This is a genomic window from Streptomyces sp. NBC_00322 (genome assembly GCF_036147535.1).
In the GTDB taxonomy this organism is placed as follows: domain Bacteria; phylum Actinomycetota; class Actinomycetes; order Streptomycetales; family Streptomycetaceae; genus Streptomyces.
Genome location: NZ_CP108019.1, coordinates 5,978,797 through 5,992,174 on the forward strand (window position 1 = coordinate 5,978,797; position 13,378 = coordinate 5,992,174).

Annotated in this window: 14 protein-coding genes; 7 read left to right on the forward strand and 7 right to left on the reverse strand. The window is 71.9% G+C overall.

Annotated features, from left to right (window positions below; genetic code table 11):
• Nucleotides 1-8 precede the first annotated feature (8 nt).
• Entirely contained in the window at nucleotides 9-1,187 is a 1,179-nt protein-coding gene (locus OG905_RS27305; RefSeq protein ID WP_328677938.1) for an NAD(P)/FAD-dependent oxidoreductase, read from the reverse strand.
• A 462-nt stretch (nucleotides 1,188-1,649) separates the two neighbouring features.
• Here OG905_RS27305 and OG905_RS27310 point away from each other — a divergent pair, with 462 nt between their 5' ends.
• Both OG905_RS27310 and OG905_RS27315 read left to right on the forward strand, forming a co-directional pair.
• On the forward strand, nucleotides 1,650-2,453 hold the full coding sequence (locus tag OG905_RS27310; protein WP_328677939.1) for a putative protein N(5)-glutamine methyltransferase: 804 nt from the start codon (nucleotides 1,650-1,652) through the stop codon (nucleotides 2,451-2,453).
• An 84-nt stretch (nucleotides 2,454-2,537) separates the two neighbouring features.
• The gene (locus tag OG905_RS27315; RefSeq protein WP_328677940.1) at nucleotides 2,538-3,323 is read left to right on the forward strand and encodes a sulfite exporter TauE/SafE family protein; all 786 of its coding nucleotides are present in this window, start codon (nucleotides 2,538-2,540) and stop codon (nucleotides 3,321-3,323) included.
• A 24-nt stretch (nucleotides 3,324-3,347) separates the two neighbouring features.
• On the opposite strand, the gene OG905_RS27320 is transcribed toward OG905_RS27315, so the two are convergent.
• The 3 genes from OG905_RS27320 to OG905_RS27330 form a co-directional block, all read right to left on the reverse strand.
• Nucleotides 3,348-3,989, reverse strand: coding sequence for a class F sortase (locus OG905_RS27320; RefSeq protein ID WP_328677941.1), 642 nt, complete (start codon nucleotides 3,987-3,989; stop codon nucleotides 3,348-3,350).
• Nucleotides 3,990-4,081: 92 nt separating this feature from the next.
• Nucleotides 4,082-4,588 (reverse strand): hypothetical protein, encoded by a 507-nt coding sequence (locus tag OG905_RS27325; protein ID WP_328677942.1) that lies wholly within the window; start codon nucleotides 4,586-4,588, stop codon nucleotides 4,082-4,084.
• Nucleotides 4,589-4,813: 225 nt separating this feature from the next.
• Nucleotides 4,814-5,413, reverse strand: coding sequence for a Uma2 family endonuclease (locus OG905_RS27330; RefSeq protein ID WP_328677943.1), 600 nt, complete (start codon nucleotides 5,411-5,413; stop codon nucleotides 4,814-4,816).
• Between the two features lie 174 nt (nucleotides 5,414-5,587).
• Here OG905_RS27330 and OG905_RS27335 point away from each other — a divergent pair, with 174 nt between their 5' ends.
• The 3 genes from OG905_RS27335 (at nucleotide 5,588) to OG905_RS27345 (ending at nucleotide 7,059) form a co-directional block, all read left to right on the forward strand.
• Nucleotides 5,588-6,193 (forward strand): NADPH-dependent FMN reductase, encoded by a 606-nt coding sequence (locus tag OG905_RS27335; protein ID WP_328677944.1) that lies wholly within the window; start codon nucleotides 5,588-5,590, stop codon nucleotides 6,191-6,193.
• An 81-nt stretch (nucleotides 6,194-6,274) separates the two neighbouring features.
• Complete coding sequence (gene cutA, locus OG905_RS27340; protein WP_324984809.1) at nucleotides 6,275-6,607, forward strand: divalent-cation tolerance protein CutA; 333 nt, start codon at nucleotides 6,275-6,277, stop codon at nucleotides 6,605-6,607.
• Nucleotides 6,604-7,059 (forward strand): gamma-glutamylcyclotransferase family protein, encoded by a 456-nt coding sequence (locus OG905_RS27345; RefSeq protein ID WP_328677945.1) that lies wholly within the window; start codon nucleotides 6,604-6,606, stop codon nucleotides 7,057-7,059. The genes cutA and OG905_RS27345 overlap by 4 nt, the downstream gene beginning before the upstream one ends.
• Before the next feature lie 66 nt (nucleotides 7,060-7,125).
• Here the strand turns inward: OG905_RS27345 and OG905_RS27350 are convergent, their stop codons facing one another.
• The 3 genes from OG905_RS27350 to OG905_RS27360 form a co-directional block, all read right to left on the reverse strand.
• The gene (locus tag OG905_RS27350; RefSeq protein ID WP_328677946.1) at nucleotides 7,126-9,288 is read right to left on the reverse strand and encodes a molybdopterin oxidoreductase family protein; all 2,163 of its coding nucleotides are present in this window, start codon (nucleotides 9,286-9,288) and stop codon (nucleotides 7,126-7,128) included.
• A 110-nt stretch (nucleotides 9,289-9,398) separates the two neighbouring features.
• Complete coding sequence (locus tag OG905_RS27355; protein ID WP_328677947.1) at nucleotides 9,399-9,980, reverse strand: TIGR03086 family metal-binding protein; 582 nt, start codon at nucleotides 9,978-9,980, stop codon at nucleotides 9,399-9,401.
• Between the two features lie 112 nt (nucleotides 9,981-10,092).
• Nucleotides 10,093-10,707, reverse strand: a complete 615-nt coding sequence (locus OG905_RS27360) for a SanA/YdcF family protein (RefSeq protein WP_443044088.1) — start codon at nucleotides 10,705-10,707, stop codon at nucleotides 10,093-10,095.
• A 347-nt stretch (nucleotides 10,708-11,054) separates the two neighbouring features.
• Here OG905_RS27360 and OG905_RS27365 point away from each other — a divergent pair, with 347 nt between their 5' ends.
• Nucleotides 11,055-11,954: a sirohydrochlorin chelatase gene (locus OG905_RS27365; protein WP_328682644.1), complete on the forward strand. Its 900-nt coding sequence runs from the start codon at nucleotides 11,055-11,057 to the stop codon at nucleotides 11,952-11,954.
• A gap of 46 nt (nucleotides 11,955-12,000) precedes the next feature.
• Complete coding sequence (locus tag OG905_RS27370; RefSeq protein WP_328677949.1) at nucleotides 12,001-13,332, forward strand: deoxyguanosinetriphosphate triphosphohydrolase; 1,332 nt, start codon at nucleotides 12,001-12,003, stop codon at nucleotides 13,330-13,332.
• Nucleotides 13,333-13,378: the final 46 nt, after the last annotated feature.

Consider the following 13,378-nt stretch of genomic DNA (forward strand, 5'->3'; position numbering starts at 1 on the left):
CGGGCATGTCAGAGGCCTCCATCATTGGTGAGCAGGTGGAGCAGGGGGACCGTCTCCGGCAGGGCCTCGTCGCCCTCCCAGGCCCGGGCGAGCGCGCCGACCGCGGCGAGATCGCCGAGCAGCACCCCGCCGACGAGCCGGTCCCCGCGGACGACGACCTTGCGATAGGCGCCGCGGGTGGCGTCGGCGAGCTGGACGACGTCGTCCCCGGGGCGCGGGGTCGGGTCGCCGAACGCGGCGAGATCGAGTGCGCCGGGACCGCTCAGGGTCAGCCGGGTCAGTGCGCGGGTGCCCGTGTAGCGGGCGGGCTTCCCGGTGAGCAGGCAGGCCAGCACATCGGCCTGTTCGAGGGCCGGACCCGCGAGTCCGTACACCCGTCCCTCGTGCTCGGCACAGTCGCCGACGGCGTGGATGTACGGGTCGGAGGTGCGCAGCTCGTCGTCGACGACGATGCCCTTGCCGACGTCGAGCCCGGCGTCCTGGGCGAGCTTGGTCCGCGGGCGGACCCCGCAGGCGAGGACGACGAGCTCCGCGTCCAGGACATATCCGTCGGCGAGCTCGACATCCGTGCCGCGCAGTCCGCGCACCCGGCACTCGGTGTGGACCTCGACGCCCATCGCTTCGAGGTGCGCGCGGACCAACTGCGAGGCGGAAACGTCCAGTTGGCGCTCCATGAGGTGCTCGCCCTGCTGGGCCAGCACGACCTTCGCGCCGCGCTCGGCCAGCGCCCGCGCCGCGGAGACACCGAGCAGCCCGCCGCCGACGACGACGGCCCGGATCCCGGGACGTACAGCGGCGGACAGGGCCGCGCAGTCATCGAGCGTACGGAACGGATGCACGCCGTCCGGGAGCCCCTGGGTGATCCCGCGCAGCGCGGGCAGCACGGGGTTCGAGCCGGTCGCGAGGACCAGCCGGTCGTACGGCACCGGAGTCCCGTCCTCGCAGAGCACCAGCCGGCGCTCCCGGTCGATGGCACTTGCCCGCACGCCCTGGCGCACCGGTACGGCGGGCAGGGCGATCACCTCCGGGGCGTAGCGCCCCGCCAGCACTTCCGCGAGCAGCAGGCGGTTGTACGGGGCGTGCGGCTCCTCACCGATCACGGTGACGGGCGCGCCGACGGCGACGAGCTGCCGCGCGAGCCGCGCGCCTGCCGTCCCGCTGCCGATCACCACGGTTCCAGATGCCATACCCGCAGCGTGCGGGGTCGGTGTTACCTCGCAGGTGCGGGGCTGTTTCCCGGGGGGAACGCTGCGCTCAGCGCGGCGGGGTGGGGGGTGTGAGGGGTTGGGGTACCGGGGGCGCTGCCCGGGACCCCCCGCGCCTCAAACTCCCCCAGACTTCGTCCGGGGGGACCCCCACGGGGCTGAATGTGCGGCTGGGCCACGCATTCAGCCCGTCCGGCGTTTGAGGACACGCGCGAAGCGCGTACGGGGTCTGGGGCGGAGCCCCAGTTCGGGAAGGGGCGGGTAGGGGAACGAGCCCGCCGCAGGCGGTAAGGTTGCCGTCTCCACACGACGTGGACCTACCAAGGAGGTGAGACCCATTACCGCTGTCGCAGTCCGGGTGCTCTCATCTCAGGGACCCGCGGTCCCTCCCGCATAGGTGACCGCCCCTCCCGAGCGCGCCCTTCGGTTTCCCGAAAGGCTCCCATGCCGGTTTCACCGTCATCTCTGACTCCTTCCGCCATCGTGACCCGGCTTCGCGCCGCCGGCTGCGTCTTCGCCGAGGACGAGGCGGAACTGATCCTCTCCACCGCACCGACGCCGTCCGATCTCGCCTCCATGGTGGACCGGCGCATTGCCGGACTGCCCCTTGAACATGTCCTCGGCTGGGCCGAGTTCTGCGGTCTGCGAGTGGCCGTGGACCCCCAGGTCTTCGTACCGCGCCGCCGTACCGAATTCCTCGTCCGCCAGGCCGTGGCCCTCGCCCGCCCCGGGGCCGTCGTCGTCGACCTGTGCTGCGGATCCGCCGCGGTGGGTGTCGCGCTGGCCGCGGCGCTGGGGCAGGTCGAGTTGTACGCGGCCGACGTCGACCCCGTCGCGGTGCGGTGCGCCCGGCGCAATGTCGGGGCCGCCGGCGGCCGGGTGTACGAGGGCGACCTGTTCGGGGCACTGCCCGCCGCGCTGCGGGGCCGTATCGATGTGCTGGCCGCCAACGTGCCCTACGTACCGACCGAAGAGGTGGGACTGCTGCCCTCGGAGGCCCGCGAACACGAGCCGCTGGTCGCGCTCGACGGCGGCGCGGACGGGCTCGACGTCCTGCGGCGGGTCGCGGCCGATGCGCCGCGGTGGCTGGCGCCGGGCGGTTGTCTGCTGGTGGAGACGAGCGAGCGTCAGGCGCCCCTCGCCGTTGAGGCCTTCAGCGGCAGCGGGCTGATCCCGACGGTGGCTGTTTCCGAGGAGTTGTACGCCACGGTGGTGATCGGATCGAGGCCCACCGGGCCGTCGGCTTGATCGGCGCCCCCGGAACCTCAGACGTCGCTCAACTCTCCCGGGATCGATGGACGCCACACGCATCACGTCCGTAGGGTCGCGGGCATGCCCGACATATCGCTGACCACGCTCGTCTTCCTCTGCCTCGCCGCCGCTGCGGCCGGCTGGATCGACGCGGTGGTCGGCGGTGGCGGGCTGTTGCTTCTGCCCGCCATGCTGCTCGGCCTGCCCCATGTGCAGACCGCGCAGATCCTCGGCACCAACAAGGCCGTGGCCATCGTCGGCACGTCGGGCGCCGCGATCACCTATGTGCGCAAGGCCCCCGTAGAGGTCAAGACCGCGGTAGGGATCGGGCTCGCCGCGCTCGCGGGCTCGATGGGCGGCGCGTTCTTCGCGGCCGGGATCAGCAGCGACGTACTGAGGCCCGTGATCATGGTGGTACTGCTCGGCGTCGCCGCCTTTGTGATGCTGCGCCCCGCCTTCGGCACCGCCACCGACGCCGAGCGGCGGACCGTCACCCGCACCCGTACGATCGCCGCGATCGTGCTCGTCGGCGGCGGGATCGGCTTCTACGACGGGCTCGTCGGGCCCGGCACCGGCACCTTCCTGGTGCTCGCGCTCACCGCCGTACTCCATCTCGACCTGGTGACCGCGTCCGCCACCGCCAAGATCGTCAATATCTGCACGAACGGCGGGGCCCTGGCGATGTTCGCCTACCAGGGCACGGTGATGTGGCAACTGGCCGCGGTGATGGCGGTGTTCAACCTGGCGGGCGGCATGCTCGGCGCGCGGATGGCACTGCGCAAGGGCAGCGAGTTCGTCCGCGGAGTGCTGCTCGTCGTGGTCTTCTCGCTGGTCGCGAAGCTCGCCTTCGACCAGTGGACGGCCTGAGCCGCCGTTCTTCCGGTGGACGGCCTAGACCTTCGTCTTCGGCTCGCGCACCCCGATGAGATGCGCGAAGGCCACCACATTGCCCTTGTAGCCGGTCTTCTCGGTGAAGCCGCCCCCGCAGGTGATCACCCTCAGCTCGGCCCGGTCCTTGGGCCCGTACACCTTCTCGTCGGGGAACGAGCCCGCGTCGTACACCTCGATCGCGTCGATCGTGAAGACCGCCGTGCGGCCGTCCGTGCGGGTCACCTCGATCCGGTGGCCCTTCTTCAGCGCGCCCAGGCTGTAGAAGACCGACCGACCGCGTGCGTTGTCGACGTGTCCGGCGACGATCGCGGTGCCCTTGGCGCCCGGGGTGGTGCCGTCCCGCCACCAGCCTGCGAGGTTGCGGTCGGCGGCGGGCGGCACCTCCAGGCTGCCGTCCCTGGCGAGGCCCAGCGGCATGACCGGGGCGTCGACGCGTATCTCGGGTATGCGAAGGCGTACGGGCACGGACGGCGGCAGCGGGTCGGCGGCTGCGTCCGTGTGGTAGTCGGGACCGGCCGCGAAGGCCTCCGCGGCGGAGGGGACCGGCGGGGCCACATCAATGGAGCCGTTCTGGACCAGCCACACGCCGGCGCAGACGGCGACGGCTATGGCCCAGCCCTTGCCCCTGCCCGTGGCGCTCATCGGTCCTCCGGAACATCTCGCCCGCTCCCGGCAGGCTCGGGGCCTGCCGGGAGCGGGGACACGGCGGTACCGGAACGGTGGAAACCGCTCCGTCAGCTGCCCTGCGCGCCGCTCGCCCGGCGGCGCAGGAGCACGGTCCCGCCGACGGCGGCCGCGGCCAGAATGGCCGCGCCCGCCGCGATCTTGGTGGTGTCGGGGCCCACGCTGCCTCCGACGCCGGTGTTCACATGACCACTCGGCCAGCCGTGGTGCTCTACGGTCACGTCGCCCGAGGCCTGTCGGCCGTTCTTGCAGCTCACCGTGATGGCGTAGGTCCCCGCATGGGTGTGCCCGGGAATCGTGAACTGACCGACCGCGACCTCCTTGTGCGTCCCGGGCGCCAGACGGAACTCGCCGGCGCCCAGAGCGCGCGCGTCGCCGACACCATGGCCGCCGGGGCCGCAGGCGGTGGTGCTCACGGTGATGACGGCGCCCGGGTTGGCGATGGACGGGAAGACCTCCAGCGTGCCGAAGTCCCAGGCGTACGCCGGGTGGACGCCGAGTCCTATCGCGGCGGCCGCCAGCGCGGTACTGGCCAGCAGGCGGGCGGTGGTGCGCATGGTGATCCTCCGAGAAGCGCGGTGGTGCGAGGTGCTCGTTCTTCTCTCAGAGGTAAGGCGCAGCCCGTCGCGCCCGCCTGCTGATGGGGAATCAGATTTGTGTGTCCGGCTCGGCGTGTCGCGCTGGACAGGATGCGTTGCCGCAGGTCATCGCGGGTGATGGGCAATCAGATGCCGGACGCGCTGAACGGGTGACGCCGCGCGCGGCGAGGCCCGGTGCGGGGGTTATTCGGCGGGCTCGGCGGACTCCGCGGCGAAGCCGGTGGTGTCGAGGTCGAAGTCGAACGGCGCGGGTACGTGCAGCGGCTTTCCGAAGGACACCGTGGTGCGGGACCGGTACCCCTGCGGGGAGGGGTCCCAGAACGCGGCGATCTCCTCGGCCTGCATGTCGAGGATCAAATACACCGGCACCTGCCTGCCGTACGCCTCCAGCTTGTCCTGCCAGTCGGCGTCCTTGGTGGAGACCGACGTGAGTTCGGCGACGAGGGACAGCGCTTCTCCGTCGGCGTGGCGGCCGTCGGCATCGAACGCGGCTTCGTCGGCGACGTGGAGATCGGGTCCGAAGGCGCGCTCGGAATGAGAGAAGCTGAAGAGAAACGGAGCCGTGTCCGCGTCGTGCCCGTCGGGGGCATGGGCTTCGAGCTGTCGACGGAGCAGTTTCATCGGCTTCTTGTAGCGAAGCTTGGACCACGGCGACACGACGATCTTCCCCCGGATGAGCTCGGCCTTGTAGCCGTCAGGTGTGTCCAGTTCCTCCACGGTCCGGAGCAGGCTCTCGAAGTCTCCGGAACACGGTGCGTCTATCGGTGTCGGCCGTTCCATCATGGTCGTCACGGTAGTCCTCCGAGTGCTCGTACGCAGGGCTGTGAGAGCTCCAACGGTAGTGACGCGCTGCCGCGACGACCGGGCTACGGCAGGGGCTCACCCGTTCGAGTTAACCCAACGTGACCCTGGGATCCGCTTGACCTCAACCAACCTTGACGTACGAGTCTCCTCGGCATGGACCTCACAACGCCCGAAAACGGCGCACCTCTCAGGCTTGCCGTCATCCTCTCCAGCAACCGCGAAGGCCGCTTCGGCCCCGTCATCGCCGACTGGTTTCTCTCCCGCACCGCCGGGCGCGACGACTTCGCCGCCGACCTGATCGATCTCGCCGACTTGGACCTGCCGACCGCTCTCTCCTACCAGCCCGGCCCGGCCGCGCGGGCCGCGCTCGCGAAGGTCTCGCCAAAGCTGTCCGCCGCCGATGCCTTTGTCGTCCTCACTCCCGAGTACAACCACTCCTTCCCCGCCGCACTCAAGAGCCTGATCGACTGGCACTTCGCCCAGTGGCAGGCCAAACCCGTCGGCTTCGTCTCGTACGGCGGAATCTCCGGGGGCCTGCGCGCCGTCGAGCAACTGCGTCAGGTCTTCGCCGAGATGCACGCCGTCACCGTCCGGGACACGGTCTCCTTCCACAACGCGGCCACGCACTTCGACGGCGAGGGACGGCACAAGGACCCCGCGGCCTGCGATGCGGCGGCCAAGGCGATGCTCGACCAGCTTGCGTGGTGGGGGAACGCGCTGCGCACGGCCAAGTCGGCGCACCCGTACGGACAAGCGTGAAAGGGGCTGCCGGGACGGTGTGTGTCAGCCGTGCGTACGGTGGTCTGACCGAGTGGCCCTTGGACCCGAAGGAGATAGTCGGTGGCCCAGGCACTGACCGTACTCACCGTACTGACCACGACCGACAGCGCTGAGAAGGCCGAGCGGCTCGCGCGGGGCGTGGTGGAGGCGAGGCTGGCGGCGTGCGCGCAGATCTCCGCGCCCGTCACCTCCGTCTTCCGCTGGAAGAACGCCATCGAGACCGCGGAGGAGTGGCAGGTCCTCTTCAAGACGACCGAGGCCTGCTATCCGGCGCTGGAGGCGCATCTGATCGCGGCACACGACTACGAGACGCCGGAGATCATCGCGACGCCGGTGGTGGGCGGCGGCGCGGCGTATCTCGCGTGGATTGACGCGGAGACCGTGGCGCCGTGAGAGGACCGGGCTTCGGGGAGGGCTCCGGGGAGGAGCTTCCGTTCTTCGTCTACGGCACGCTGCGTCCGGGCGAGAGAAACCACGATCTGTTTCTGCACGGCCGCACCGCCGCCGAGGAGCCCGCGGTGCTCGCGGACGCGGTGCTGTACGAAGGCCCCGGCTATCCCTACGCCCTGCTCGAACCCGGTGGGGGCACGGTCGCGGGCGCGGTGGTGACGGCGGCGCCGGGGGAGTACGGGGAACTGCTCGCCGTACTCGACCGGCTGGAGGAGTGCGTCGCGCCGGGCCACCCGCGCAATCTGTACGAGCGGGTGGCCCGCGAGGTCCGGCGCCCGGACGGCACGGCCGTACGGGCCTGGGTGTACGTCGCGGCGCCGGGCGAGGCCCGGATACTGCGGGCGACGGGCACGCCGATCCCGGGCGGCGACTGGACGGGCCGCCTGCCCGGCTAGGGCGTGTTTGAGAAGTTTCGCCTGCCCCGCGGGCGGACGGCGCTACTTCTCAAACACGCCCTGGCCCTACAGCTCCCCGGCCGCGACCCGCTCCACCCGGACCGCGCACACCTTGAACTCGGGCATCCGCGAGGTCGGGTCGAGCGCCGGATTCGTCACCGAGTTGACCCGGCCCTCGCCGGGCCAGTGGAACGGCATGAAGACGGTGTCGTCCCGTATCCCGGTGGTGATCCGCGCGGGCCCGACGGCCCGCCCGCGCCGGGACACGACGGCGAGTGGCTCGCCCTCGACGGCCCCCAGCCGTTCGGCGAGCAGCGGGTGCAGCTCGACGAAGGGCCCCGGGGCGGCGGCGTTGAGCTCGTCGACCCGCCGGGTCTGCGCCCCGGACTGATACTGCGAGACGACGCGGCCGGTGGTGAGCAGGACGGGATACGCCTCGTCGGTCTCCTCGGCGGCGGCACGATGCGCGACGGCGATGAACCGGGCGCGCCCGTCGTCCGTTGCGAACCGATCGAGGAAGAGGCGCGGCGTACCGGGGTGCGGGCTACCGGCGGGCCGGCTACCGGGGTGCGGGCCGGTATCCGGGGCCGCGTCCTGTGCCGGGCAGGGCCAGAAGACCCCATTCTCCTCCGCGATCCTCCGGTACGTGATGCCCGAGTAGTCCGCCGGGCCGCCCGCCGACGCCCTGCGCAGTTCCTCGAAGACCTCCTCCGGGGACGACGGGAAGCCCTTCTCATGGCCCAGCAGGGACGCCAGGCCGCCCAGGACCTCCAGGTCGCTCCGTACTCCCGGCGGTGGCGAGACCGCACGGCGGCGCAGCAGGACCCGGCCCTCCAGGTTGGTCGTCGTGCCCGACTCCTCCGCCCACTGGGTGACCGGCAGCACCACGTCCGCCAGCGCCGCCGTCTCGGACAGCACCACGTCCGCGACCGCGAGGAAGTCCAGCGAGCGCAGCCGCTCCTCCACATGCCCGGCGCGCGGCGCCGACACCACCGGGTTCGAGCCCATCAGCAGCAGCGACTTGATGTCCCCGCCGAGCGCGTCGAGGAGTTCGTACGCACTGCGCCCCGGGCCCGGGAGTGTGTCGGGCTCCACACCCCATACCCGGGCGACATGGGCCCGCGCCGCGGGGTCGTCCAGTTTGCGATAGCCCGGCAACTGGTCGGCCTTCTGGCCGTGTTCGCGGCCGCCCTGCCCGTTGCCCTGGCCCGTCAGGCAGCCGTAGCCGGACAGCGGCCGCCCCGCCCGGCCCGTCGCCAGACACAGGTTGATCCAGGCGCTGACCGTGTCCGTGCCCTTGGACTGCTGCTCGGGCCCGCGCGCCGTCAGCACCATCCCGGACTCGGCGTCGCAGAACATCCGTACGGCGTCCCGCAGTTGGGGAACACCCACGCCCGTGATCCGCTCGACCAGCTCGGGCCAGTGCGCCATCGCCGCCGCCCTGGCCTCCTCCCAGCCGCTCGTACGCTCCGCGATGAAATCCTCGTCCGTACGCCCCTCCGCCACCGCCACATGCAGCAGCCCCAGCGCGAGCGCCAGATCCGTCCCGGGCCGGGGCGCGAGGTGCAGATCGGCCTGCTCCGCCGTCCGCGTACGGCGCGGGTCGACGACGATCAACGTGCCGCCGTTCTCCCGCAGTTCGGTCAGATAGCGCAGCGCCGGCGGCATCGTCTCGGCGAGGTTCGAGCCGACCAGGATCACGCACCCGGTGCGCGGAATGTCCTCCAGCGGGAACGGCAGCCCGCGGTCCAGACCGAACGCCCGCTGATGCGCGGCGGCGGCCGACGACATGCAAAAACGCCCGTTGTAGTCGATCTGCGAGGTGCCGAGCACGACCCGCGCGAACTTCCCGAGGGTGTACGCCTTCTCATTGGTGAGCCCCCCGCCGCCGAAGACGCCGACCGCGTCGGGGCCGTACACCGTCCGCGTACGCCGCAGTCCCGCCGCGACCGTGCGCAGGGCCTCCTCCCAGGTGGCCGGCTCGAGCCTGCCTGTGGCGGGGCGACGGACCAGGGGCTCGGTCAGGCGCACCCGGGAGGAGAGCAGCGCGGGCGCGGTGCGGCCCTTGCCGCACAGGGCGCCCCGGTTCACGGGGAAGTCCGGCCGTTCCACGATCTCGACCGCTTCCGCCTCGCCGCGCAGGCTCATGCCGCACTGCAGGGCGCAGTAGGGACAGTGGGTCGGCGTGATGGGGGCGGTCAGGGCGGTCGTGGCGGTGGCGTCGGGCATACGCCCAGGTTGGGTCGCCCGTGTTACGTGGGCGGGCGCCCCGGATTACGGTCGGGGTACGACGGGCTCCGCCTGCGCCCCGCCACCCCGTGAGGCACGGGCGACGCTCCTCACGCGCGGCGGCCGAGCAGCGCCAGCAGCCTGGTCTGGTGGCTGTCGCCCGGCGGTGGCTCGATCGGAGGCGCGAAGAGACCTGACTTCGCCAGCTCCGCGGCGTACGGCGTGACCTCGTCGAGCGCGAAGAGGACCAGCGCGTCCGGCAGCCGCTCCGGCGCGCCGATCGCCCGCGACAGATCCCAGGCGTGCACGACGGCGTCCATGACCATCTGTGCGCAGTACGCGACCGCGGGTGCCTCCCCGTACGACAGCTGTACGGTCCGCTCGAGCGCGCCCGGCGCCGCGAAGGCCTTGCGCGCGGCGCGTGCGGCGGTGTCCCAGCTGGTCTTCGGCTTTCTGCCGAGGACGTCCCCGTCGTAGGCGTCGCCCACGTCCCCGGCGCCCAGCCCGTCGGTCACCAGGGCGGGCACCCACAATTGTTCCGCGGTGAGATGGTTGACGAGATCGCGTACGGACCACTCGGTGCAGGGCGTCGGATCGTCCCACTGATCGGCCCGTACGGCGTGCACGCGGTCCGTGAAGAACGCGAGTGCTTCGGCGTGACGGCTGAGCAGGGTGGCTACGTCGTTTTCCATACGCCTCACTGTCGCGCGCCGCGGATGCCGACGCGAGTCTGCGGCACGCATGCGTAGGCGCGTGTCATCGCGGGGTTCGCCGGGGGTGTCATCGCAAGCGTCGTCGAGGGCGTCACTTCGCCGCCGCGGCCAGCGCCTGCTTCACACCCGGTTCCCGGGCCCCCAGGAACCGCGGATCCGGCGTGAACGCGGCGTCCAGGGCCGCCTTGCCCGCCGCGAACATCTCGCGCGTCCCGCCGTACAGCCAGGTCGCATCATGCGGCTCGGCGACCCCGACGCCGTACGACTCGACCCCGGCGGCCCGGCAGAGCGCGACGGCCCGCCGGATGTGGAAGCCCTGGGTCACCAGAACCGCTCGGTCGACCCCGAAGATCTTCTTGGCGCGTACGCAGGAGTCCCAGGTGTCGAACCCGGCGTAGTCGCTGACGATCTGCTTGTCCGGCACGCCGCGGGCGGTGAGATACGCGCGCATCGCGTCCGGCTCGTCGTACTCCACGCGGCTGTTGTCGCCAGTGACCAGTACGACCTTGACCTTGCCCGCCCGGTACAGCTCGGCGGCGGCGTCCAGACGGTGCGCGAGATAGGGCGTGGGACGGCCCTTCCACAGCCCGGCCCCGAAGACGACGGCGACATCCTGCGCGGGGACCTCCGCGACGGTGCGGACCCGGCTGTCGGCGACGGCATGCATCCAGGTCGCGGGCGCGAGCGCGAACACGCACCCGAGCATGACCGTCTGCACGATCCGCCGCTGGGCGCGCCGGGTGCGGGGCAATCTGAGTCTTGGTCGCTTCACACCTGGTCAGACGCTGTTCGGGCCGGATCGGTTCGGTCCGGATCGCTTCGGTCCGGTGCCGACCAGGCGGCCGGCAGCCACGCCGCCCGACGCTCGGGCTCCGATGTCGATCACAGTGGGTGAGGGGTCTGACAACGCCGCCGGGCAATCGGTGAGCCCGTGGAAAACACCCGTCACCCTCACGCAACGACCCCGCAATCTCGGCACGTCAGGATCAGTTCATGACGGAGTCGGCACACCCTCGCGAGTCCCTGCCCCTCGACGCAAACCCACTCGGCGCCATGCCTCTCAGCGCCGGGCCGCTCGACACGACGCCCCTGGACACCACCGCGCAGCTGCTCTCGCGCATCACTGACCAGCTGGGCACCCAACTCAGCCACGTCACACGGAACGGAACCCGCAGGCGTATGCCACCGACCGAACGGCCCACCCTCGTCGCCGTCGCCCACGGCAGCCGCGACCCGCGCGCCCTGCGCACCGCCACCGCGCTCCTCGATCTGGTCCGTGAGCTGCGCCCCAGTCTCGACGTCCGCCTCGGCCACATCGAGCTGAACGAGCCGCTGCTGCCCGACACCCTCGCCGCGCTGCACGCCGAGCGGCGTGCGCAGGGCACCCGGGCCGTCCTCGTCCCTCTGCTGCTCGGCCGCGGCCACCATGTCAAGCACGATCTGCCGAAGGCCGCCGCGGCGCTGCCGGCCGCGGACATCCGTATCGCCGCCCCGCTCGGCCCGCACCCCCTCCTCGTCGAGGCGCTCTGCTCCCGCCTCGCGGACGCGGGCTGGCGGCCCGAGGACGGCACCAGCCGCAGCGCCGGAGTGGTCCTGGCCGCCGCCGGATCGCGCGACCCCGACTCCGCGTCGGACACCCGCCGCACGGCGGACCTGCTCAGCGAGCGCCTCGGCGGAGTGCCGGTCGTTCCCGCGTACGCCTCGGCCGTCGCGCCGACCGTGCCCGCGGCCGTCCGCGCGCTCACCGCACGCGGCCGCCACCGCATCGCCGTCGCCTCCTACTTCGCCTGCCCCGGCCAGTTCGCCACCGCCAGTGCCGACGCGACGCCCTGGATCGCCGCCGCCCCGCTCGGCGCGCACCCGGCCCTGGCCCGGCTGCTGCTACAGCGCTACGACGAGGCCCTGAGCACCCCGACGTACGCCACTTCGCGGCGCGAACTCGCCACCGCGTAACCCGCTCGGTCGCCCGTCCGCGACCCGCTCCGGTTACCTTCGGTGCATGGCAGGCACCACCAGCACCACCTCATCAGGACCCGACGGACCCCCCGGACCCAACGGACACGACGCGTACGACGAGGCAGCCACCGACCGCTTCGCCCCCGAACCGGACAAGCGCCCCGGCCGCACCGCCTTCCAACGCGACCGCGCGCGCGTGCTGCACTCCTCCGCGCTGCGCAGGCTCGCCGGGAAGACCCAGGTGGTGACGCCCGGCACGCGCAATCAGGCCTGGGACGCCAGCCCACGCACCCGACTCACCCACTCCCTGGAGTGCGCCCAGGTCGGACGCGAACTCGGCGCCGCACTCGGCTGCGACCCCGATCTCGTCGAGGCCTCCTGCCTCGCCCACGACATGGGCCACCCGCCCTTCGGGCACAACGGTGAACAGGCGCTCAACGACTTCGCCAAGGACTGCGGCGGCTTCGAGGGCAACGCCCAGTCACTGCGCCTGCTGACCCGTATCGAGCCCAAGCGCTTCGTCCACGACGCGTACGGCGATCTCGTCAGCGTCGGCCTCAATCTCACCCGCGCCGCCCTGGACGCCGCCACCAAATACCCCTGGCCGCGGGGCGGACACCCCACCGACCCCGACTCGATGAAGTTCGGCGTCTACGAGGACGACCTGCCGGTCTTCGAATGGGCCCGCGAGGGAGCGCCCGCGTACGGGAAGTGCTTCGAGGCCCAGGTCATGGACTGGTCCGACGACGTGGCGTATTCGGTGCACGACTTCGAGGACGGACTGCACGCCGGCCATGTCGACCCCAACCTCCTGCTCGCCGAACCCGAGCGCAGCGACATCTTCCGGGTCGCGATCGGCCGGTACGTCCCCGAGGACACCGATCCGCAGGAGCTGGCCGAGGCCCTGGACCGGCTCGTCGACCAGGAGTGGTGGCCGCACCACTACGACGGATCCGCGGTCGCGCAGGCCCGGCTCAAGGACGCCACGAGCCAGCTCATCGGCCGGTTCTGCCTGGCCGCGGAGGGTGCGACCCGTGAGGCGTACGGCTCGGGCCGGCTCACCCGGTACGCCGCCGAACTGGTCGTCCCGCCCGCCACTCGCAACGAATGCGCAGTACTCAAGGCCGTCGCCGACCGCTATGTGATGCAGCGCGCCGAACAGGAGGCACTCCGCGCCGACCAGCGCATCGTGCTGGCGGAACTGGCCGAGGCGCTCACGGCCCGCGCACCCGAGAGTCTCGACCCGCAGTTCCGCGCCTTGTTCGACGCCGCACCCGACGACCGCGCGCGCAAGCGGGTGATCGTCGACCAGCTGGCCTCGCTCACGGACGCCTCGGCCCGCACCCTGCACGCCCAACTCACGACACGCCGCTGAGCAGCCGGGAGAGCCGCCTGGGCGGGTCCACGATGACACGCCCAGG

What these genes read in the sequence shown, in the direction of transcription:
- OG905_RS27305 (WP_328677938.1), bottom strand. Translation starts at nt 1,187, where the DNA reads ATGGCATCTGGAACCGTGGTGATCGGCAGCGGGACGGCAGGCGCGCGG.
- OG905_RS27310 (WP_328677939.1), top strand. Translation starts at nt 1,650, where the DNA reads ATGCCGGTTTCACCGTCATCTCTGACTCCTTCCGCCATCGTGACCCGG.
- OG905_RS27315 (WP_328677940.1), top strand. Translation starts at nt 2,538, where the DNA reads ATGCCCGACATATCGCTGACCACGCTCGTCTTCCTCTGCCTCGCCGCC.
- OG905_RS27320 (WP_328677941.1), bottom strand. Translation starts at nt 3,989, where the DNA reads ATGAGCGCCACGGGCAGGGGCAAGGGCTGGGCCATAGCCGTCGCCGTC.
- OG905_RS27325 (WP_328677942.1), bottom strand. Translation starts at nt 4,588, where the DNA reads ATGCGCACCACCGCCCGCCTGCTGGCCAGTACCGCGCTGGCGGCCGCC.
- OG905_RS27330 (WP_328677943.1), bottom strand. Translation starts at nt 5,413, where the DNA reads ATGATGGAACGGCCGACACCGATAGACGCACCGTGTTCCGGAGACTTC.
- OG905_RS27335 (WP_328677944.1), top strand. Translation starts at nt 5,588, where the DNA reads ATGGACCTCACAACGCCCGAAAACGGCGCACCTCTCAGGCTTGCCGTC.
- OG905_RS27350 (WP_328677946.1), bottom strand. Translation starts at nt 9,288, where the DNA reads ATGCCCGACGCCACCGCCACGACCGCCCTGACCGCCCCCATCACGCCG.
- OG905_RS27355 (WP_328677947.1), bottom strand. Translation starts at nt 9,980, where the DNA reads ATGGAAAACGACGTAGCCACCCTGCTCAGCCGTCACGCCGAAGCACTC.
- OG905_RS27360 (WP_443044088.1), bottom strand. Translation starts at nt 10,707, where the DNA reads ATGCTCGGGTGCGTGTTCGCGCTCGCGCCCGCGACCTGGATGCATGCC.
- OG905_RS27365 (WP_328682644.1), top strand. Translation starts at nt 11,055, where the DNA reads ATGCCTCTCAGCGCCGGGCCGCTCGACACGACGCCCCTGGACACCACC.
- OG905_RS27370 (WP_328677949.1), top strand. Translation starts at nt 12,001, where the DNA reads ATGGCAGGCACCACCAGCACCACCTCATCAGGACCCGACGGACCCCCC.